Source organism: Natronomonas gomsonensis, assembly GCF_024300825.1.
GTDB lineage: Archaea > Halobacteriota > Halobacteria > Halobacteriales > Haloarculaceae > Natronomonas > Natronomonas gomsonensis.
In genome coordinates this window covers 2,737,349-2,757,771 of sequence record NZ_CP101323.1, presented here as the reverse complement: position 1 = coordinate 2,757,771, position 20,423 = coordinate 2,737,349, and the positions used below count along the sequence as shown (strand labels likewise).

Annotated in this window: 19 protein-coding genes; 10 read left to right on the top strand and 9 right to left on the bottom strand. The window is 60.6% G+C overall.

Annotation, left to right across the window (positions count from 1 at the left end; translation table 11 throughout):
• Window positions 1–49 precede the first annotated feature (49 nt).
• Complete coding sequence (locus NMP98_RS14705; protein WP_254858619.1) at window positions 50–961, bottom strand: DUF7536 family protein; 912 nt, start codon at window positions 959–961, stop codon at window positions 50–52.
• A gap of 121 nt (window positions 962–1,082) precedes the next feature.
• Between NMP98_RS14705 and NMP98_RS14700 the strand changes: the two genes are divergently transcribed.
• Together NMP98_RS14700 and NMP98_RS14695 are read left to right on the top strand one after the other, a co-directional pair.
• Window positions 1,083–2,039 carry a succinylglutamate desuccinylase/aspartoacylase family protein gene (locus NMP98_RS14700; RefSeq protein WP_254858618.1) on the top strand — a complete coding sequence of 319 codons (957 nt, stop codon included), beginning with the start codon at window positions 1,083–1,085 and terminating at the stop codon, window positions 2,037–2,039.
• An 81-nt stretch (window positions 2,040–2,120) separates the two neighbouring features.
• Window positions 2,121–3,209, top strand: coding sequence for a pyridoxal-phosphate dependent enzyme (locus tag NMP98_RS14695; protein WP_254858617.1), 1,089 nt, complete (start codon window positions 2,121–2,123; stop codon window positions 3,207–3,209).
• Here NMP98_RS14695 and NMP98_RS14690 read toward each other — a convergent pair whose 3' ends face one another.
• Both NMP98_RS14690 and NMP98_RS14685 read right to left on the bottom strand, forming a co-directional pair.
• Window positions 3,210–3,563 (bottom strand): hypothetical protein, encoded by a 354-nt coding sequence (locus NMP98_RS14690; RefSeq protein ID WP_254858616.1) that lies wholly within the window; start codon window positions 3,561–3,563, stop codon window positions 3,210–3,212.
• A 56-nt stretch (window positions 3,564–3,619) separates the two neighbouring features.
• Window positions 3,620–4,888, bottom strand: a complete 1,269-nt coding sequence (locus NMP98_RS14685) for a tRNA(Ile)(2)-agmatinylcytidine synthase (RefSeq protein ID WP_254858615.1) — start codon at window positions 4,886–4,888, stop codon at window positions 3,620–3,622.
• A gap of 137 nt (window positions 4,889–5,025) precedes the next feature.
• Here NMP98_RS14685 and NMP98_RS14680 point away from each other — a divergent pair, with 137 nt between their 5' ends.
• On the top strand, window positions 5,026–5,991 hold the full coding sequence (locus NMP98_RS14680; RefSeq protein WP_156710490.1) for a transcriptional regulator: 966 nt from the start codon (window positions 5,026–5,028) through the stop codon (window positions 5,989–5,991).
• A gap of 306 nt (window positions 5,992–6,297) precedes the next feature.
• On the opposite strand, the gene NMP98_RS14675 is transcribed toward NMP98_RS14680, so the two are convergent.
• On the bottom strand, window positions 6,298–8,013 hold the full coding sequence (locus NMP98_RS14675; RefSeq protein WP_254858614.1) for a transposase: 1,716 nt from the start codon (window positions 8,011–8,013) through the stop codon (window positions 6,298–6,300).
• A gap of 194 nt (window positions 8,014–8,207) precedes the next feature.
• Here NMP98_RS14675 and NMP98_RS14670 point away from each other — a divergent pair, with 194 nt between their 5' ends.
• Entirely contained in the window at window positions 8,208–8,633 is a 426-nt protein-coding gene (locus NMP98_RS14670; protein WP_254858613.1) for a hypothetical protein, read from the top strand.
• A 375-nt stretch (window positions 8,634–9,008) separates the two neighbouring features.
• Here the strand turns inward: NMP98_RS14670 and NMP98_RS14665 are convergent, their stop codons facing one another.
• Genes NMP98_RS14665 through NMP98_RS14655 form a run of 3 tightly spaced genes read right to left on the bottom strand, consistent with a single transcriptional unit; the run spans window position 9,009 to window position 10,711 of the window.
• On the bottom strand, window positions 9,009–9,566 hold the full coding sequence (locus NMP98_RS14665) for a hypothetical protein (RefSeq protein WP_254858612.1): 558 nt from the start codon (window positions 9,564–9,566) through the stop codon (window positions 9,009–9,011).
• A 9-nt stretch (window positions 9,567–9,575) separates the two neighbouring features.
• Window positions 9,576–10,379: a hypothetical protein gene (locus NMP98_RS14660; RefSeq protein WP_254858611.1), complete on the bottom strand. Its 804-nt coding sequence runs from the start codon at window positions 10,377–10,379 to the stop codon at window positions 9,576–9,578.
• Complete coding sequence (locus NMP98_RS14655; RefSeq protein ID WP_254858610.1) at window positions 10,376–10,711, bottom strand: twin-arginine translocation signal domain-containing protein; 336 nt, start codon at window positions 10,709–10,711, stop codon at window positions 10,376–10,378. The genes NMP98_RS14660 and NMP98_RS14655 overlap by 4 nt, the downstream gene beginning before the upstream one ends.
• Before the next feature lie 787 nt (window positions 10,712–11,498).
• On the opposite strand from NMP98_RS14655, the gene NMP98_RS14650 reads away from it, so the two are divergent.
• The 6 genes from NMP98_RS14650 to NMP98_RS14625 all read left to right on the top strand — a co-directional run bounded on the left by NMP98_RS14650 (window position 11,499) and on the right by NMP98_RS14625 (window position 18,662).
• Window positions 11,499–12,224, top strand: coding sequence for an LbetaH domain-containing protein (locus tag NMP98_RS14650; protein WP_254858609.1), 726 nt, complete (start codon window positions 11,499–11,501; stop codon window positions 12,222–12,224).
• 1,251 nt (window positions 12,225–13,475) lie between these two features.
• Complete coding sequence (gene hemC, locus NMP98_RS14645) at window positions 13,476–14,534, top strand: hydroxymethylbilane synthase (RefSeq protein WP_254858608.1); 1,059 nt, start codon at window positions 13,476–13,478, stop codon at window positions 14,532–14,534.
• A complete protein-coding gene (gene cobA, locus NMP98_RS14640) occupies window positions 14,531–15,304 on the top strand; it encodes a uroporphyrinogen-III C-methyltransferase (RefSeq protein ID WP_254858607.1) in 774 nt (257 codons plus the stop codon). The genes hemC and cobA overlap by 4 nt, the downstream gene beginning before the upstream one ends.
• 57 nt (window positions 15,305–15,361) lie before the next feature.
• Window positions 15,362–16,093, top strand: coding sequence for a uroporphyrinogen-III synthase (locus tag NMP98_RS14635; RefSeq protein WP_254858606.1), 732 nt, complete (start codon window positions 15,362–15,364; stop codon window positions 16,091–16,093).
• 27 nt (window positions 16,094–16,120) lie between these two features.
• A complete protein-coding gene (recJ, locus tag NMP98_RS14630; protein WP_254858605.1) occupies window positions 16,121–17,545 on the top strand; it encodes a RecJ family nuclease in 1,425 nt (474 codons plus the stop codon).
• A gap of 55 nt (window positions 17,546–17,600) precedes the next feature.
• The gene (locus NMP98_RS14625; protein ID WP_254858604.1) at window positions 17,601–18,662 is read left to right on the top strand and encodes a CNNM domain-containing protein; all 1,062 of its coding nucleotides are present in this window, start codon (window positions 17,601–17,603) and stop codon (window positions 18,660–18,662) included.
• Between the two features lie 24 nt (window positions 18,663–18,686).
• Here NMP98_RS14625 and NMP98_RS14620 read toward each other — a convergent pair whose 3' ends face one another.
• Together NMP98_RS14620 and NMP98_RS14615 are read right to left on the bottom strand one after the other, a co-directional pair.
• Window positions 18,687–18,977 (bottom strand): DUF3006 domain-containing protein, encoded by a 291-nt coding sequence (locus tag NMP98_RS14620; protein WP_254858603.1) that lies wholly within the window; start codon window positions 18,975–18,977, stop codon window positions 18,687–18,689.
• A complete protein-coding gene (locus tag NMP98_RS14615) occupies window positions 18,974–20,374 on the bottom strand; it encodes an MBL fold metallo-hydrolase (RefSeq protein ID WP_254858602.1) in 1,401 nt (466 codons plus the stop codon). The genes NMP98_RS14620 and NMP98_RS14615 overlap by 4 nt, the downstream gene beginning before the upstream one ends.
• Between the last annotated feature and the right edge of the window lie 49 nt (window positions 20,375–20,423).

Below are 20,423 nucleotides of genomic sequence, written 5' to 3'. Positions count from 1 at the left end.
TCCATGCCCGGGAGAAAAGGGTTACCGTTCACGGCAGGCGTGTGAGTGCTTATTCGTCCGGAAACCCGCCGCTTTCTTCGGCCATCTTTCTACGCCCGACGGTGGCGACGGCACCGCCGACTGCGCCGACCGCTCCGAGTATGACGGGCAGGTACAGCGCAGTCGAACGCACCGCCGATGGCTGGCCGGTCGCCGCAGCGACGACGACGAGCGTACTCATCGCTGCGGCGACGCCGGCGAAGAAGCCGTGTGACGGCGCGGCGCCTCGAATCCCGAGGGCGACGCCGACCAGTAGCCCACCGACCACGACCACGCCCGCGTACGCCGGCGCGACGAGACTCGAATCGAGAGCGACGGTCGCCGCGACGAGTCGGTCGGGCGTGCCGAGACACGCCCCGCCGGCGGGACAGCCGACCGCCGGGAGGGCGACGACGGCGGTGTAGGCGGCCGCACCGATGGCCGCATCGAGCGGCCGCCACGCGTGGTCCAGCGACAGCGCCGCGACGAGTTTTATTCCGAGACCGCCGACGAACAGGACGACGAACCCGCCGGTCAGCAACGCGACGGTGAGTCGGAAGGCGTCGCTCGGAACGTTGACGGCCAGCGTCGCGACGACGGGGACGACGACCCACCCGAGCAACCCGAGGAGGGCCGCAACCGTCGTCGGCGAGCGGCCGCCCGGTTCGATGCCGTTGACCGAGAGCGTCCGCCGGTAGGCCGCCCGGCCGACGAGGACGACGGCGACGAGACAGACGACCGCGAAGGCGAGCACGAACGAAAGCGACGCCCAGTACAGCAGCGACTCGTCGGTGCCGGGGAGGTAGGCGAACAGCAAAAACACGAGGGCTGCAAAGCCGATGCCGGCGACGGCGGCGGTGCGGACGTGACGACGGACCTCCAGTTCGGCGACGAGGGCGGCGACGCCGGGACGGTCGGGTCGGTCGGCGGAGTCGGCGGACACACCCGAACTAGCGTGGGGAGCCACATAAGCCGTACAGGTTCGGCGTGGCGACTTTTCGGATAGACGGAAAACCCGGCGGGTATCAGTAAGCCTAAGAACGAACGGGAGAGGAGTGATAATAATGACTACCCTCGGTACGGCGAACGCCGCTCCCGGAGAGATGGATACGGGGCGGCTGTCGGTCGGCGAGGCGCGTGACGGCTCCGAGGTGGGCCTCCCGGTCGCGGTCGTAAACGGCGCTCGCGACGGGAAGACGCTCTACGTGCAGGCCGTCTCCGACGGCGACGAACTCAACGGGCTTGGCGTCCTGCAGCGACTCGTTCCACAACTCGACCCGGCCGACATCGCCGGCGAGATACGTATCGTCGGCATCGTCAACCACTACGGATTTCAAGTCGCCGAACACCGCAATCCCATCGACGACACGAAACTCAACCGCACCTACCCCGGCGACGCCACCGGCACCTCCTCGGAGCGAATCGCCGCAGCGACCTTCGAGGCCGCGAGCGACGCCGACCTCATCCTCGACCTCCATCAGGGGTCGACCTCCCGGATGCTCAACGAGACGCGCGTCCGCTGTGGCTCCCGTCACCGCCTGCACCGGGACTGTCTCGAACTCGCGAAGGTGTTCGACTGTGGCTACATCTTAGACCAGAAGGGTCCCGACGGACAGCTGGCGCGTGCGGCCCCCGACGAAGGGATTCCCACGATAGACCCCGAACTCGGCGGCGCGGTCGGCTGGGACGACGAATCCATCCGGAAGGGCGTCAAGGGCGTCTTCAACGTCCTGCATCACTACGGCTTCCTCGATGGAAGTGTCGAATCACGGCCGCAGACGCGGGCCACCGGCTTCGAACAGTACGGCTCCCCCGCCGGCGGCCTCACGAAGTTCGCCGTCGACCTCGGCGACGAGGTCTCCCGCGGCGACACGCTGTTCGAGGTTACCGACCCCTTCGGAGCCGTCAAAGCCGAGGTGACCGCCGATTCGGAGGGTATCTTCTGGCGGCGACGGCGACTCCCGCAGGTCGCCACCGGCGAGTACGTCTGCTCGGTCGGTACCGACATCGACCAGTTCTGAGTCCGGGTGGGACGCCGTTTGCGCTGCTCTTCTGCCCACTCCCACCGAAACCGACACGGCGACCGCGGCCGACCGTCCGATATGAACCTTCGCTGTCCAGCGTGTGGCGAGAACTACGCCGACCGCTGGCGCTGTCGGTGTGGGGCGCCGCTGGAGTTCACCGACCAGCCGCTGCCGCCGACCGGAACGCCCGAAGACGCCGCCATCGACCCACGGGATGGGCTGTGGGCCTTCAAGCACTTCCTGCCGGTGGGCGCCGACCCGACCGACCGCGTGACGTTGGGTGAGGGGTACACCCCGATGGTCGACGCCCCGGAGTGGGACGCGACGTTCAAACTGGAGTACGTCTTCCCCACCGGATCGTTCAAGGACCGCGGGGCGACGGCGACGCTCACGCGCGCAAAGGAGGTCGGCGCCGACCGCATCGTCGAGGACTCCTCGGGCAACGCCGGTGCGGCCATCGCCACCTACGCCGCCCGCGCCGGCATCGACGCCGAAATCTACGTGCCCGCGGGCGTCAAGGAGTCGAAGGTGAAAGCGATTCGCCGCGCCGGCGCCGACGTGGTTCGCGTCGAGGGGAGCCGCGAGGACGTGACCGACGCCTGCATCGACGCCGTCACCGACGGCGAGGCGTGGTACGCCAGCCACGCGTGGAACCCGGCCTTCTTCGCCGGCACGGCGACGATGGCCTACGAAATCGCCCACCATCGCGATTGGTCGGTTCCCGACGCCGTCGTGATGCCGCTCGGTCACGGCACGATGTTCCTCGGCGCCTACCGCGGCTTCCGGGCGCTCAGAGAGGCCGGGTGGACCGACCGGGTGCCGAAACTCCTCGGCGCACAAGCCGCCGGATACGCTCCCATCGCCGCCGAACTCCACGGAGAAAGCGCTGTGGTCGGGGACAACACCGTCGCCGACGGCATCCAGATTCGACAGCCCGTACAGAAAGCGTCCATCCTCAACGCAATCGAGGCGACCGACGGCGACGCGATTGCGCTGTCGAAGGAGGCCGTCGCCTCGGAACTGAAGCGCCTCCACTCGGCCGGATTCTACACAGAACCGACGTGTGCGGTCGCACCTGCCGCAGTGGAGGTGTACCGAAATCGGGGCGTCATCGAGTCGGACGACGACGTGGTCGTTCCACTCTCGGGCAGCGGCCTGAAGGGGTAGTTAGAACCCGAGCGCGCGCTTGATGCGGCCGAACAGGCCGCTCGGTTCGTCGGCGCTCGGTTCCGATTCGGTCGGTCCGTCGGGACTATCGGCCTCGACGGAAGTCCCGCCAGCGCGTTCGCAGTAGGGACACGCCTCGACATCGTCGTAGTGGGGGAGTCCACACGCCGGACAGGTCGTCCGCGTTCGTTGGGTTGTCTCCGAAACCTCGAAGACGAAGCCACCAGCGTCGGCGTCGGTATCGGCGGCCGACTCTTCGGTGCCGCAGTACGGACAGGCCCCCGAATCAGCGTAGAACGGCAACTCACACGTTTCACAAACGGTTCGACGCCGGCCCGCTGAACGACTCGCCATGCCGGGACATGTCGGCGTGTGCTAATAAATAGTGAGGAACGTTCACACGAGACACACTACGATTCCGGATGCGTCGGCGCGTCAAACCCACCTCGAACGAGAGGTTTGGCGATGTGTCGTCGTGCTCGCGGCGGGACCTCGTACCACCCGACAGATAGTTCGCGGTCGAGTTGGCGCTCGACCTTCCCATCGGCGACCGTCCCGCAGTCCCGACACCGATACCCTTGTCCCCGGCCCGCGGACTCCATCGACCGGTCACACGACGAACACGTCGGCGTCACGAGTTCCGTGCGGTCGAGGTCCCGAACCGCGAACTTCTCCAGTTTCAGGGTCCCGTCTTTCAGTTCCCCACAGACGGTGAGCTCGTCGCCGGGACGGAGCGCCCGCACGTGGTCGCGGAACCGCTTGGTCGGTTCGAAGGCCGCACAGCGGAGTTCCGCCTCGCCGTCGCCGACCCGGAAGAAGACGTGGCCGCCCCGCCGCGTCTCGGGAGCTGTCCGGACCGTCGCGTCGAGTCGATAGGAACGACCCTCGCGTGCAGTCGAAACGGCCCCCTCTCGGAGGTGGCCGTCGGTCCCCTGATTCGTCACGAACGTCCGTTCGCGGTCGACCGATTCACTCCGGATTCGGTCGGCGACCGCACGGCAGGCCGCCGCATCGTCACCTCGGATGCCGTACAGAACCGGCCCCGGCGTCCGGGGGACACAGACGACCTCGCCGCTTTCCCGGTCGACAGTGTCCCACACCGTTGGGTAGTACTCGTCTGCGGCCTCGAAGACGGACTCGGCGTCGACATCGCGGTCGGTCCCCCACCGCCGGCGCTCGCGGTAGGTGATGTGTTCGTAGGTCCACTCCTCGAAGGCACGCCACGCGCCGACGGCCGCAAGCGCGCCGATGACGCCGCGGCCGTTCTTCCAGCGACGAACCCGGAAACCCGCCTCCTCGGCGAGGTTTACTGCGTCCGCGCGGTCGTGGTGGTCCCGAACGGCCGCCCGAGCGAAGGCCGCGACCGATTCGGGAACTGCTTCGGGCGCCCCCGCCGCAACGACGACGCCGGGGTTGGTTCGGTCGTCGCCGGTTTCGGCCGCGCCGTCGACGACGCTTGCCGCCACCTCGAGGGCGGTGTCGACCGACGCATCGGTGTGGACGGCGAGCGCCGCGTTCCCGCGCGTTTTGTGTTCGACCGCCGGGTTACACCGAACGAGTAAGACTCGCTCGACCGCCGCCCCGGCGTCGGTCAGTCGCCGAGCGACCGTGTCGGCGGCGTAGGTCGTACACATCCCGCGCTCGCGGGAGTCGGTGTCGTCCAACCCGATGACTGTCACGCCCCGGGGTAGGACACCACCGCCTAACGGGGTTTCGGTCGGCGTTCCGACGCCGTGTTACTGGCTGTCCCAACCGCCAGATAGCGGCGGTATCGCTGGGGAAAACGATTTAACTGGCGAATGGCTTATGTACCACTATGTCACGGTCCGCACTGGTTGGTAACATCACCGCGATGCTCGAGGACGCAGGCTTCACGGTGAGCGACCGGTGTGCAATCCGTCCCAAAAGCTTCGATATCGCCGCACGGCGCGGCGACGACGTATTGCTGTTGAAACTGCTCGCCAACATCGACGCCTTCGACGGCTACACCGGCGCTGAGATGCGCCGCCTCGGCGAGTACCTCGACGCGACACCGCTGGTCATCGGGTTGCGAACCCGAAACGAGGAGCTCAAACCTGGCGTCATCTACTTCCGCCACGGCGTCCCGGTGTTCTCGCCGGACACCGCGATGGATTTGTTCATCGAGGAGGTGCCACCGCTCATCTACGCCGCACCCGGCGGCCTGTACGTCAACATCGACGGCGAGTTGCTCTCGGAGGTCCGCTCCGAGGAGGAGATGTCGCTCGGCAAACTCGCGAACGAACTCGGCGTCTCCCGCCGAACCGTCTCGAAGTACGAGGACGGCATGAGCGCGAGCGTCGAAGTCGCGGCGGAACTGGAGGAGATATTCGACCGCCCGCTTGCCAACCCCGTCGAGGTACTCGAAGGCGCCGAGGAGGTCCGCGACGAGATGGACGACCCCGGCGAACCCGAGGCCGACCCCGACGACGCACACCTCATCACCGTCCTTACCCGCGTCGGGTTCGATGTCCACCCGACGATGCGGGCGCCGTTCAAAGCCGTCAGCGAGGACGAGGCCCGCGAGCGAAAGATGCTCACCGGTCACTCGGATTTCAACCGCACCGCCGAGAAGCGCGCCCGAATCATGTCGTCGGTCGGGGAAGTCACCCGAACCCGGTCGGTGTACGTCGTCGACCGTGCCCGACAGGAGTCCGTCGAGGGAACCGCGCTCATCGAACGCGAGGAAATCGAGCGCATCGACGACCCCGAGGAACTGGAGGACATCATCCGCGAGCGCGCCGGACTCGAAGAACCGGCCTGAACGGTCTTTTTGTCGTCATAGCCCCGCCACAGCGGCTGCGCCGTCGGTCGTTGCTCATGAGAGGTCCACATCGACTGTCGAACCGGTGAGTGACGTGTCCGTCGACCACATTCTTAGAGGAGTTATAAGCCAACAAATGAGACAGGAGCGACGACAGCTCGATTCGCGCCAGATCTGTTCGAATATGTGCTCGTTGAGAATTCGCTCACCAGAATAGTACGATAACTGTCAGTAACTAGTAAACTAAACGACAATCAAATAAGCGTTGCCACTCCGGAGGTGCGGCCCTAATACGAGAACGGACAGCTATCCGAACTTGCGGAGGTGTTCCCCAAGTGCTCGGACAAATGTCTTCGCCGTCACGACCGGTGATGACCGAATGTCTTTGTCCAGGCCCACTTTCACCAAGTAATCCGTTAACCGCCAGAGATTGTAAATCAATGACGCAAACGCGAAATTACAGAGCCGGACTCGGTAGTCCTTCGAGGAGGTCTTCGGGAGGAACTCCTTGATCGATTTGTACTGATTCTCTATATCCCATCGTCGACGGTAGCCGTTACACACACGCTGAATTTCGTTGGGCTCCACGCGGTCACGATTCGTTACGAACACCGCGTACGCCCCGTCAGCATCATCGCTCTGACTCGGGACATACAGCATCTCTGCGTGGTGATGAATCTCGCCACCGTGCCCGAACGGCACATCGTGATTAACCGCTGCATCAGCCGTCTCATGAGCCTCTATATCCGCGATCACTTCGTAATCATCCTCGTACGTTGGAACCGGCGAGGTGTAGATTAGCCCCCGATCGTGGACCGTTGCGTAGACGTCGTGACTATAGAAGCCGCGGTCGAAGAGCACTTCATCGAGATCGACAAACCGTTGGGCTTTCTCCAAGAGTCGGTCGACGAGATCAGCTTTCGAGAACGACGATGAGTCAGCAGGCTCCCATTTCGAGTTCTCTTTGACTGGCTCGATACCAAGAATAATCGGCACGTGGTCGCCAACGAGTGTGATTGTGGCATATTTGTATCCTCGCTTGTACTCACCGCCTTTCTTATATCCACTCACCATCGCTGGGAAGTCTGCCTTCACGGACCCAGCGGCTTTGTCCGTCCATGGTGAGGCGTGGAATTGTTCGTGTGTAATGTCGATTGCGGCGACAGTGTTGCGGTCGTCGAAGGGGTCATCACCACGAATTGAGTTGATGATGTTGTGGGTTGCTGCATCGAACGACTCCATGAGGGAGTCTCGAATTCGATTGATTCGCGGCAGCGGGTCGTCGTGTTCGAAGTCAGCCAGCGTGAGTTGCGTTTCGCTGTCTTTGGGTGTGCCGGCTTTTTTAATTGCTCTGAGGAAGGTCGAGCCATGACAGGTTAGGTCATCTGCAGTGAGCCAGCCATACTCGCTTTCGGCGTGGGCACTTCCGTTTCGATCACAGAGCCGAGCGAACATATCCCAGATGTCCGCATCCGAGTACGTGCGATGGGGGGCGCGTCCTGTGTCGAATTCTGTTAGCGCATGTTTTCTGGCGAGCTGGATTGTTTTGGTCGTCTTTGTTCGTCGATAATCGCGTTCTTTGTCCGGTTGCGGCCCGCCGTCGTCTGGCGTGTCGACGGTGAGTGCCTCCGAGATGATGCCGTGCTCGGCAGCTTCTTTAGCAATTCCAGTCGCAGCGGCTTCGATGACTGCTTTGCCCTGTTGGTCAAGCTGATTCCAGCTATGTGAGAGGGTTTGTTGGGTTGGAGCGGATTCGAAGCCGAAGCAGTTGAGCAAGATGGGTCTCTGAGAGAGTCGCGAGGCGAATTCGGCCTGGCTGAATCCTCGTATGTTCTGGTAGAGAAATGCCCGAAGAACAGAGTCGGTTTCGTATGTGGTTTTGTGTGATTGGCGCTGGTCGTGGACCTCCTCAGTGGGTATCGAGAGTTGTTTAATCACATCCCAGAGGTGGTCTTCGTGTTTACAGACTGCGCTGGCGTGAGTGACGATAGACGAAGCGATGCTAGGTGGGGTAGCACTCATGGCGTGGGCGGTGCCTCAACGGTTCGCTGGAGGGCTCGGCGTGGGTGACGACAGATCATGGGAGAGTGGATGGGTTTAGGAAGGGTCGTGAGTCGGAGAGAGATATGTTAGAGTTGGCTTTAATCTAAAGTTGAGTTCAAGTATTGGGTGCGGGAGTTTTAATGTTATGGTGAACTCAAGTTCAAGTTGAAGTAATGATTGAAAGCACTGGATCTGGCACGGAGGGGTCTTCAGAGAATGTTGCTCGGACGAAATATCTCAGAAAGAAGGGAGTGATGGAACTGTTACTCGAGCTGCGTGAGGCTCCGAAACGATTCAGTGATTTGAAAGAGCTGGTTGATGTGAGTTCGGCGACGCTTACCTCACGGTTGGAGGAGGGTGTCAAACTGGGAATGCTGGAAGAGGAAATTCAGTACATCGAGCGAGAGGAACGTAGAGAGAAGCGGAAGGTGTACAAACTGACAGACGAGTATGAGTGGCTTGGGGAGTGGTTGGGGCGTCGGGATCTTGACGAGTTGGTTGCGGAGCGAGCGGCGCTTCAGGATCGGATTGAGTCGAAATATACGGCGTTTCTTGACCGGGCCGACGAGAAACTGACTGATGTCGATAAAACAATCTGAAGACGGCATATCAGTAGTTGGTATTACGGTTTCTTTATCCCAATGGAATGAAACTCGCGTTGAGTACGTCTGTGTAATGAGTGTTTAGCAGGTCAAATTATACTGTTGGGTACGTTGGGTACTCGAGGTAGTCAACGAGTGGGGATCTTCCGTGTGTACAGCAGCATCGCAGGGTGCCACCGTTTTCGTGAATCCCTGTCAAACCAGATAAGTCAGAGGGGGCTAAGACAAGCCTCGATCGTCTTAACAAGCGTGTCTCTTTCGAAGACGGTTTCTAGAGAGAACGCACGCCCAGCTTCGGGATATTCTCTTCCGTCAACCCGGTCAATCATGTAATAGAATTTGAGTCACTTGGTTCGCACTGTTGTGGCACGATCACTGGTCGCCAAGTACCTCTACGATACCTAGTTGAGCCATCAATCCGAGAGTGATTCCGATGCTGATGGCGACGGCCATACGTATCGCGAGGTCTCGTCTGCGCCGGGTGAAGGTGCCGTCGCGTCGGAGGGCGATACCGAGAACATAGAGCCCACCGCTGACGGGGAGGCTAATGCTGGCAGGGACGAATGCGGCGGCGATAGCGCTCTCAATGCCCCGGATCGTAAAGCCTCGAAAGAACCCACCAAACATTATGCCGATAACTGGGAGGCCGCCGAGGAGAGCACCTGCACTGAACGGCCCGTTCCTATACCCGATTAGGATGGCTGTCGATGGCGCGATAATAGTGCCGCCTACCCACATAATAGCCTCTGTTGCTGGTGGTTTCGGGAGGAACTTGTGGAGTGCGAGCCACATCCCGATCGCGGTTGTTACAGCGGCCAGAACATAGACCACTCCATCTAGTGACACCTGACCTGATACTTTATCTGGTAAGACGGTTTTCATACCTTTCATAATCTTTTTCTTGACAATTGTGTTGGTTGATAGTTCCACTCCCTAAGATTAGTTGTCCCACCGGCGGTCATAGATGTTCTCGATGGAGAAGCCCTGCGCCCCGTAATTGTATGTATTAAATCCAAAAACATCGGCCCCGCTGTGGCTTCCCATTGCGTAGAAATTCCCGTCTACGCCTGGGTCTTCAACTGTGTAGAGGGCGCCACTGTCGCCTTTCTCGGTTCCGCCAACTACTTCGTGTCCGCTATACATCTGGTCAACTCTTTCGGAGACACAGTAGTCGCCTTTCTGGTGGGTTCCGTTCCACTCTTGGAGGTTCATCGAGGATTTACAGCTTGATATTCCGTAGATGAACAGTGGCTGGTTTTCTTGGTTGATAGTGACAAAACCCTCTTCGGTGATGGTACCGAGGATTTCTACGCTCTCTGTGTGTTCGGGATGGTAGTTCATCGGACTTTGGCTCACGTCTTGATTGGGCGTTATCCAGGCGATGTCCCGTTTCTTGTCTATCTTTGTCACCTCACCGACACCCTTGGGAGTGCTACAGGCTGTGTGTTCCATGCTTTGGCCGGTGTAGCAATCCTGAAGGATGTGTGCGGCAGTTGTCCATCCGAACCATTCAAGATCGCCTTGGTAGTGTTGCGGCGAAATTGTCCCTTCGCCATTTTCTTGTATTGTTCTTATTATTTGCCCACCAGGGAAATTGTCTTTGTCGGTCCAGCACTTTGGGTTACAATGGTCGTTTGTTTCTACGGTATCCGTAGTATCGACCTCAACTCGAACTCCGTTTCTTTCTTCAGGGAGTTCGCCCCGTCGTTCGTCGGCCTCTCCTTTCTCGTTGTTTAGAATCACGTGTACATGAGCATTGTCAGTTGACCTCCGCCGCGAGTGGCGACCCGATGGACTCCATCTTTGCCGAAGTGGGCTTCTTTGATTTTATCCGTTGCATCACGGGCACGGTAGTACCAGTCAAGGACATCAGCTGCAATCTGTTTCTTCTCTTCGCCCTCTGTGTCGAACGGGATCGTTACTTGATCGGAATCAGCGGCTTTCACATCATCGGGCGTCATCGTCAACACTGCTGCGGATGACATCCCGGCGGCAGCTGCGGCCTTCATTACCCGGCGGCGGGTCAGTTTGTGTTCGTTCAATCTGTTAAGATCGCGGGGAGTTTGTTTACCCATGTCTTTTCATACCAAAATTAAATATAAAAAAGTAATCATTAGTTCGCTGATTATATCGAATCTTAATTGTAGTTATCGTAATGGCTGCGGTCTGTACATATTGAATCGTCCTACTCAGTTTCAGGTGAAGTTCTGGGTAAAGAAACCGAATCACCACTCACTGTGATTTAACACGGGTTGTCAAGTGGTGGTTTTTTATTGTTGCGCTGTAAATTCTTTATGAAGGTGATTCAATGGCGGTCAAATCCATAGGGGATGTCCGTTTCGGGATACCGGTGTTTGGCTTGATTGTCCCCGCAATCTGCCTCACCGGGGTCTATGTAGTGAGTGAAGTGTCCGGGGTCGTGTTCGGAAATATCATTTTTGGTCTTACAATCGTGATGTCAGTGCTCTGGGCGATAGTGGCCGGGTGGGGCCGGAAAATGAGAGCAGCGAGCCCACTAAACGAATTGCTATTCCGTTCTGGGTCTCGCTTCGCTGAAAATGGTCCTTCAGACACTATTGATGATAAATTTCCATTATATGTCCGTATATTAGTGATTTTGACGAGCACCGTTGCGTGGGGATGGGTATTGGTGTTGGCTACGCTACTATAGCCGATTTCTTGCCGTATCAGTACCTCAGGATTGGATTTGAAGACTTGGTATGTATCAGCCTCGGAGTTAACCCTCGAATTTCTTATACATTTCATTTATTTGTTATGAAAATCAAAAATCAACTTCTGAAACTATATTTTTAAACTACCTAGAAGATATTATTAATCCCTTCTGGCCCCCATTTGTTTTGCATGGCACAAGATAGTGCCAGCGACGACACGGCTGATGTACAGCGTCGACAACTGCTCAGAACATTAGGAGCAGGAACAGCAAGCGGGTTGGCTCTAACCCAAACTGGAGCCGCGTTATCAAAAGACGACGAAGAGCAATTAATAGCAGAAGAGAGCGAGCAATATTCCACAGTAGATGATGTGATTAAATACGTGGATAAAGAAGCTGGAGATCTTCTTGAACTCCTCCACAGTTACGAGGTCATTTCCGGTCCAGAATTTCAGGACATTGGCATTAAAGCCGAGTCTGTATATTCGCTGTTTGAAAATGACTGTGATTATGGGCTTTGTGCTGTCCTATTAGATGGCGAAAGAGGGAGAAGAGAGCTTATTCAAATCAAAAAAGATTTGCCAGACGCCACCCTGAATATTATCCTCCTCCCCGATTCGAACCGGCGATACGCCGTTTACAATCCGAAGGACGATTCAGGAGAACGGAAAGTGTTTGAACCTGAAGGAAGCGCCACTAGTTACGGTGGTGATGATTCCGAAGTGACAGCTTCGAGCGGTTGTGTCATTGGGGCTTGTTGTCACCCGGTTGATGGTTCTTACAGCTGTAAGCTCCACGAGTACGAATGTTGTCCAGATGGAGATGGTAGCTATACCTGCTACGATTTGGGGCATACAGATAACTGCTCAACTGGCTCTTGTACCTGCAGCGCAATTTGCCAGTGCCCTGATGACTGAATTATTTGACCAAATATTATTTATTTAGAAGATAACGTGCCAATCGGTTCACCTGACCCATCTATGGAATCCCATCAAGTGATCCTCATCCTGTGTGTCTGTTTAGCGCTATCTGGATGTACAGTGTTTGAGTCGCCAAACGGACAATCGACGGCTGCGCCCGGGTTAGATAGTGCGGGGGTAGAAGATCCCGATGAGCTAGCAAGGGCCCACGCGGATATACTTGACAACTCGTCATATACATTTAACCGGACAGAGATTCGGTCTGACGAAAACGGAACTCGTGTGGGTGCCACAAACACGACTACGAAAGTCGCGTCAAATCACTCGGTCTTCTATTCAGTTATCACTCAAACACGGCCAGCAGCTAACCAATCGCTTCGAACCGAGAGTTATTCGAATGGCACTCAAACGTGGGTCGCCCGGACGACAACAGAAGAGACAACCATCGAGAACATCACTGGAACCGCTCCGGACTATGGTGGAGTTTCTTCGAAGCGAGATCGCCTGTACCTAGTTTTTGATTCATTCCAAACCACGGTTAACAGTCAGGTTGAACGAGAGAGTCAGGACGTATTCTTAGTGCAGTCGACTGACTTCCATCAAAAGAATATTGCTTCAATCACCGAGTTCGAGACGATTGAAAACGCGGAACTGTATGCCTATATTGGCACTGATGGATTCGTTCACGAATACAGGATTACATATACGGGCCGTGGACCGCAGACAGCTGGCCCTGTAACCGTTGACATCCATGTCACGTACCACAATGTAGATAATACAACGGTTAGGCGGCCGATCTGGCTTGGCTAAACAGGACTTTTGAGCCGAAAATCTGTTGATTACCGACCTCTCGACAAACGATCCCTCAGAAAGAAGAGAATCGCGCCCGCGTTTCCCAATAGACGGCCAGAGGGGTGCCAGAGAATGGCGCAGGCGGCGGTGATGCCGGCGATCGCGGCAGCGTAGCCGACCACCGGTGCAGTCGCGAAGCGATCCTGCTCGCTTCTCAAACTGGCTTAACTAGACAGTGCCACGCTATCGAGGGTTGTCGATTGCGTAGTCCTGTACATTTGTCAAGGGTATTTTGATTTGTAGGTATCTACCTTCCGAACCTGTGGGTCGACCGCACACCCGATTTCGTATATCGAGAAGCGGTTTATCGTCGAGAAATCGGCGGCCGTCCCGGCACACGAAATCACGTCCGGAGAAGCCGAAGGGCGTTTCAACCGCCGCGACGGAGGTTCGGGTATGACTGAGACGATTCGGCTGGCGACACGGGGGTCGGACCTCGCGTTGCGACAGGCCCAGGCGGTGGCCCAGCGCCTGCAGAACCGCAGACGCGACGTGGAGTTGGTCGAGGTATCCACGACGGGTGACGAACTGCGCGATGAGCTGATTCACCGACTCGGCAAGACGGGTGCGTTCGTCCGCAGCCTCGATGAGAAGGTCATCGACGGTACCGTAGACGCCGCGGTACACTCGATGAAGGACATGCCGACCGAGTTCCCCGAGGAGTTGGTCGTCGCGGGCGTTCCCGAGCGAGCCTCGCCCGTCGACCTCCTGTTGACGTCCGACGGGGCGACCCTCAAGGACCTGCCGAGCGGCTCGACGGTCGGCACGTCGAGTCTGCGGCGGAAAGCCCAACTGTTGGCCGAGCGTCCGGACCTCGACGTACAGCCGCTTCGCGGTAACGTCGACACCCGGGTTCAGAAGTTACTCGCACCGGAATTGCAGACCGAACACGAACGGCGGATGGACGCCGATACCGAGGAGTCGGACACCTCCTACGACCGCACCGCCGAGGAGTGGTTCGACGACCTCACGGAGTTCGAACGGCAGGCGCTCGGCCGAGAGGTCGAGACGCGATTCGACGCCATCGTCCTCGCGGAAGCCGGCCTCGAACGCAGCGACTTGCTCGATTCCGTCGACCACGAACGCCTCGGAGCATCCTTCGTTCCGGCACCGGGACAGGGTGCCCTCGCGGTCACCGCCCGCGACGGCGAGATTGCACAGACGATTAATCACGAACTCGACCACCCGCGGACACGTGTCGAAACCACCGTCGAGCGGACGATTTTGGGGACACTGGGCGGCGGCTGTGTCGCTCCAGTCGGCATTCACGCGGTCATCCAAGGGGAGTACGTCCACGCGAAGGTCCGGGTGCTCTCACAGGACGGCACCGAGGAAATATCGGCCACGCGCGATTTGCCGGTCGAAACCCACCCCGAAGCCGCCCGGGAGTTCGCCGAGGGGTTAGCCGAGGAAGGTGCGGCCGAACTCATCGAACGCGCCAGGAGGGAGACGTGACCGGGAAAGTGTACCTCGTCGGCAGCGGCCCCGGCGACCCCGAACTCCTGACGGTGAAAGCCCGACGGCTCATCGACGAGGCCGACGTGGTGCTTCACGACAAACTCCCCGGCCCCGAGATACTGTCGTCGATTCCGGCGGAGAAGCGCGAGGACGTGGGAAAACGCGCCGGCGGCGAGTGGACGCCACAGGAGTACACGAACAAGCGGTTGGTCGAACTCGCCGAGGAGGGAAAGACCGTCGTCCGACTCAAGGGCGGCGACCCCTTCGTCTTCGGCCGCGGCGGCGAGGAAGCCGAACATCTGGCCGAAAACGAGATTCCCTTCGAGTACGTTCCCGGCGTGACGAGCGCCATCGCCGGGGCCGGCGTCGCCGGCATCCCCGTGACCCACCGCGAACACACGTCATCGGTGTCGTTCGTCACCGGCCACGAGGACCCCACGAAAGACGAGTCCGCAATCGACTGGACCGCGCTGGCAGAGACCGGCGGCACGCTCGTCGTTCTGATGGGCGTCGGGAAACTCCCGCTGTACACCGACGAACTGCTGGCGGCCGGTATGGACCCGGAAACGCCGGTCGCACTGGTCGAGCGGGCGACCTGGCCCGACCAGCGAGTCGCCGTCGGCACGCTGGAAACGATTGTCGACGTTCGCGACGACGCCGATATCGAACCGCCGGCGATTACCGTCATCGGCGGCGTCGCGGCGACGAGAGAGCGTGTACTGGCGTTTCTGGAGAACGAACCCGACTCGAGAGAGAACACTCAATAAACCACATGATACGATATCAAATGCGAACTGACAGGACGACAGGAGGCCGAGTGAGCGATGTCTGAGACGGTCGCGTTCTTCCGACCTGACGACGAGCGAGCGGCCGAAGCGGCCGAAATCGTCCGCTCGCTCGGCGGTGAGCCGCTTTCGGACCCGATGTTGACCGTCGAACCGACCGGCGAGACGCCGCGGGACGATGCGGCGTTTACCGTGCTGACGAGCAAGACCGGCGTCGAACTGACCGCCGACGCCGGGTGGGAGCCGGCCGGCGAAATCGTCGCCATCGGCTCTGCGACCGCCAAGGCGCTGGAGCAGGCCGGATACGGTGTCGACCGCATCCCCGGGGAGTACTCCTCGTCGGGACTCGTCGAGGAACTCCGAACCGACGCCCCCGGCGCCCGAATCGAGGTCGCCCGCTCGGACCACGGGTCGCCGGTGCTCACCGACGGCCTCGAAGCCGCGGGCGCGTACGTCCACGAGACGGTGTTGTACCGTCTCCGTCGGCCACCGGAAGCCGGTAAATCGGCGGTCGCTGCAGCGGAGGGCCGACTCGACGGCGCCTGTTTCACCTCCTCGCTCACGGTAGAGCACTTCCTCGAGGCCGCCGCCGAACGGGGCGTCCGAGCCGACGCCATCGAAGGGTTGAACGACGCCGTCGTCGGCGCCATCGGCGAACCGACCCGCGAAACGGCCGAGAACGCGGGTATCACCGTCGATGTGGTCCCGACCGTCGCAGAATTCGAGGCGCTGGCAGAGGCGGTCCTCACACGGGTCGGTCCGGAGGTTTAAACCCGAGAGCGCAGTACGAATCCGTAGATGGCTGCCGACGCACCCGTCCCGGAGTTAGCGACCACCGCCGCGGCGTGTGCCGAACGCCTGCTCGACGCCGACCGCGTGCTGTTGGCCTCCCACATCGACGCCGACGGACTGACCAGCGCCGGCGTCGCGTCGACGGCGCTGGAACGCGCGTCGCTTCCCTTCGAGACGGTGTTCGAAAAGCAACTCGACGCCGAGTCGATAGCCGGCATCGCCGAACACGGGTACGACACCGTGTTGTTCACCGACTTCGGCAGCGGCCAACTCGACATCATCGCCGAACACGAGGCCGCGGGCGATTTTACGCCGGTCATCGCCGACCACCACCAGCCCGCAGACGCCGAGACGGAGTACCACCTCAACCCGCTGTTGGAGGGTATCGACGGCGCCTCGGAGATGTCCGGGGCCGGCGCGGCGTACGTCCTCGCGCGCGCACTCGCAGCCGAGAGCGACGCACACGACAACCGTGACCTCGCGGCACTGGCGGTCGTCGGTGCCGTCGGGGACATGCAAGCCAAAAGCGGTGCACTCCATGGTGCCAACGCCGCCATCGTCGCCGACGGCGTCGAGGCGGGGGTGCTGGAAGAGACGAAGGACCTCGCCGTCTACGGGAAACAGACCCGGCCACTACCGAAACTGCTCGAATACGCCTCCGACGTACGGATTCCGGGCATCACGAACGACGAACGCGGCGCCGTCTCGTTTCTCTCCGATTTGGACGTGGCGTGCCGCGAGGACGGAAACTGGAAGCGGTGGGTCGACCTCACCGACGACGAACGCCAGTCGGTCGCCAGCGCACTCGTCCAACACGCCGTCAAGCGTGGCGTTCCCGCCTTCAAAATCGACCGCCTCGTCGGAACGACCTACATCCTTCGTGAGGAGGCGGTCGGAACGGAACTCCGAGACGCGAGCGAGTTCTCGACGCTGCTCAACGCCACCGCACGGTACGAACGCGCCGACGTAGGGTTAGCCGTGTGTCTCGGCGACCGAGGTGAGGCCCTCGAACGCGCCCGAGAACTCCTGCGAAACCACCGCCGGAACCTCTCGGAGGGCATCGAGTGGGTCGAACAGCGGGGTGTCGAGCAGGAAGACAACCTGCAGTGGTTCGATGCCGGCGACGAGATTCGAGAGACCATCGTCGGCATCATCGCCGGGATGTCGATGGGCGCCGACGGCGTCTCGCGGAACCGACCCATCATCGCCTTCGCTCGCAAGAACGACGAGGAGACGAAAGTGTCGGGCCGCGGAACCGGGTCGCTCGTGAGCGAGGGACTGGACCTCTCGGTCGTGATGAAAGAGGCGAGTCAGAAAGCGGGCGGCGACGGCGGAGGTCACGACGTGGCCGCCGGGGCGACGATTCCGGCCGGCACCGAGGAAACCTTCATCGAGCACGCCGACCGCATCGTCGGCGAGCAGTTGGAGTGACGGCGTCGCCGAGAGCCAGAGGATATTTCAGTTTCCTGGGGATAATCGCCCGTGAATGACTCCACTGGAGATATCGTTCCGATTAGTCGCTGGCGTGTTGCTCATCCTCGCCAACGGCTTCTTCGTCGCCATCGAGTTCGCGCTGACACGAGCACGGCAGTTCACCAGAGGAGAATTCATCGGCGAAACGGCCGCACTCGAGCGTGCCTGGGAGATGACACAGAACCTGGAGATATATCTGACCACCTGTCAGGTCGGCATTACCGCCTCCAGTATCGCGGTGGGTATCGTCGCCGAGCCGGCGCTGGCGGCGCTGTTCGAACCGTACTTCGCGAACACGGCGCTGGCCTCCGTCGGCGCTGGCGCCATCATCGCCTTCGGTATCATCAATCTCGTCCATCTCACCCACGGCGAACAGACGCCGACGTATCTCGGCGTCGAGCGCTCGCGGTTCGTGTGTCGATACGGCGCGACGCCGCTGTACTGGTTCAACGCACTGATTTCGCCGATAATCACCCTCGGAGACTGGGTGGCGAAGGCGACGCTGAAACTGTTCGGCATCGAGATGACCGGCGCGTGGCTGGAGACCGAAGAGGACGTCCTCGAGAGCCGTGCGGACCTCCGAAACCGCATCGATAGCCTGCTGGACGAGGGCAACCTCAACGACGAGCGCCGCGAGGAGGTCCTCAACGCTCTGGCGGTGGACGAACTCCCAATCAGCGACATCATGGTCGACCCGACGGACGTCATCGCCCTATCGACGACGGACACCATCGAGACGAACCTCGAGCGCATCCGGGAGACGCCACACACCCGATTCCCGCTCGTCGGCGAGGAGCCCACCGACTTCCGCGGCATCGTCTACGCGCCGTCGATTCTGAACAACATCGAGCGCCTGCAGGCCGGGGAAGTTACCTTCGAGGACATCGCCGCGCCGCCGATGACCCTCGCTGCCGACACGAGCATCAGCGACGCCTTCGACCAGTTTCAGGCCGAAGGCCAGGAACTCGCCTTGGTGTTACGGGACGGCGAAGTCGTCGGTCTGATGACCGCCACCGACGCCCTCGAAGCCGTCATGGGCGAGTTGGAGGACCCACTAGACGAAGCCCACGGGTAGCGTTTCGTCCGTCGGAGCAAGACGTTACTCCTCGTCGTCTTCCTCGTCTTTCGGTGGTCGTTTCGAGAGTTTGTCGAATCGGCTCTGTGCCGTCTCCTTTCGCCGTTCCGTTTCCTCGGCGTCGTACGTCGCTTCGCTGAGTTCACCGTCGGCGACCACGACATCGAGGACTGCGTCGGCATGGCGGGCCCGCTCCGGTAACGCCTCGGGGTCGACGAGGAGTTCCTCACCGACGCCGTCGACCTCGGGTATCACCGCGGCGACCCCGTCTTCGATGCGGTCGACCACCGCGACGTAGCGCCCGTCTGAAATCATGAATAGGACTCCGTGAGGACACGTTCGCCCGCCGCGTTCGTCACGATTACGGTGTCGCCAGCGTTGTTCCAGACCGGGCCGTCGGCCCCCCAGTACAGTTCGGTGTCGGTGTCGGTGCCGCTTCCGGTGTAGACGGTGACGGTCTCGCCGGCCGAAAGCGTCAGTTGGGGGAACGTGTACGTTTTGTCGGCCTCGTCTCGAAGCGTCCAGCCGCCCAAATCGAGCGGGCCGTCCCCGACGTTGCGGAAGGTTACGTACTCGTCGTTGAGGTTCTCACGGTCGTCGCCGTCGGCGTCGGCGTGAATCGTCTCGACGACCAGTTCACCCTCGGTTTCGGTGCCGCCGTCGGCCCGCGCCGTCTCGGTCGGCGTCGACGTTGCCGACGGCGCAGCACCGATTCGAGCGCGCTCTTCGACCGGCGTCGTGGTTCCGGGAGCGACCGGCGCCGCGTCTCGAATCGACAGCGGGTCCGTCGGGGCCTCGGCCTGTGTTCGAACGGAGACGCCCTCGCCGTTGGTGACGAAGACGACGTTGCCGTGAGTCGCCGTCCAGTAGGTCGGAATCGACCGCTCGGAGAACGCCTCAAGCACCTCGTCGTGTGGATGCCCGTACTGGGAGTCGTACGCGCTCGAAACGACAGCGGCCTTCGGGTCGACAGCGTCGAGAAGCGTCTCGCTGCTGGAACTGCTGCTCCCGTGGTGGCCGGCTTTGTACACCGTCGAGTCCAGCCCCGAACCGTACTCCTCGACGAGTCGTCGCTCGGCGTCCCCTTCGGCGTCACCGGTGTAGAGGAAACTCGTCGAACCGTAGGAGAGTCGGAGAACGATGCTGTTCTCGTTTCGGTCCTCGCCGTCGACGTAAGGTTCGGGCGGGCCGAGCACCTCGGTTTCGACGCCGTCGAACGGAATCGAATCGCCGGCCCGCGTCTCGTACAGCGTCACGTCGTGACGCTCGATGGCGTCGAGATACTCCCCGTAGGTGGCGGTACTCGCGGCGATGCCGGGGTCGTACACCGCGCCGACGCCGTCGGCTTCGGTCTCGAAGTGCTCGATGACGGCCGCGTTGCCACCGATGTGGTCGGCGTCGTTGTGCGACGTAACGAGATAGTCGATGCGATCGATATCCTGTCGCTGGAGGTAGTCGATGACGTACTCACCGTCGTCGTTGTAGTGGCCGGTGTCGATGAGTATCGTCTCGCCGGTCGGTCCGACGACGAGCGTACTCACCGACTGGCCGACGTTGATGTTGTGGACGGCGACGGTTCCGTTGGTCGAGACGGTACCGGACTCCGGCGTCGGTGTCGAATCATCCTCGACGGAGACGGGCGCACCCGAACACCCGGCGAGGACGACCGCACAGACGAGGAAAACGACTGCGAGCGGACGAACGGTTGACACGCCGACCCCTTCGAGTGGGGGGCGTATAGATGCGTGGGTCGAACCAACG

Coding starts and splice junctions, on each gene's coding strand:
- NMP98_RS14700 (WP_254858618.1), top strand. CDS start 1,083: ATGACTACCCTCGGTACGGCGAACGCCGCTCCCGGAGAGATGGATACG.
- NMP98_RS14695 (WP_254858617.1), top strand. CDS start 2,121: ATGAACCTTCGCTGTCCAGCGTGTGGCGAGAACTACGCCGACCGCTGG.
- NMP98_RS14690 (WP_254858616.1), bottom strand. CDS start 3,563: ATGGCGAGTCGTTCAGCGGGCCGGCGTCGAACCGTTTGTGAAACGTGT.
- NMP98_RS14680 (WP_156710490.1), top strand. CDS start 5,026: ATGTCACGGTCCGCACTGGTTGGTAACATCACCGCGATGCTCGAGGAC.
- NMP98_RS14675 (WP_254858614.1), bottom strand. CDS start 8,013: ATGAGTGCTACCCCACCTAGCATCGCTTCGTCTATCGTCACTCACGCC.
- NMP98_RS14670 (WP_254858613.1), top strand. CDS start 8,208: ATGATTGAAAGCACTGGATCTGGCACGGAGGGGTCTTCAGAGAATGTT.
- NMP98_RS14655 (WP_254858610.1), bottom strand. CDS start 10,711: ATGGGTAAACAAACTCCCCGCGATCTTAACAGATTGAACGAACACAAA.
- NMP98_RS14650 (WP_254858609.1), top strand. CDS start 11,499: ATGGCACAAGATAGTGCCAGCGACGACACGGCTGATGTACAGCGTCGA.
- hemC (WP_254858608.1), top strand. CDS start 13,476: ATGACTGAGACGATTCGGCTGGCGACACGGGGGTCGGACCTCGCGTTG.
- NMP98_RS14635 (WP_254858606.1), top strand. CDS start 15,362: ATGTCTGAGACGGTCGCGTTCTTCCGACCTGACGACGAGCGAGCGGCC.
- recJ (WP_254858605.1), top strand. CDS start 16,121: ATGGCTGCCGACGCACCCGTCCCGGAGTTAGCGACCACCGCCGCGGCG.
- NMP98_RS14625 (WP_254858604.1), top strand. CDS start 17,601: ATGACTCCACTGGAGATATCGTTCCGATTAGTCGCTGGCGTGTTGCTC.
- NMP98_RS14620 (WP_254858603.1), bottom strand. CDS start 18,977: ATGATTTCAGACGGGCGCTACGTCGCGGTGGTCGACCGCATCGAAGAC.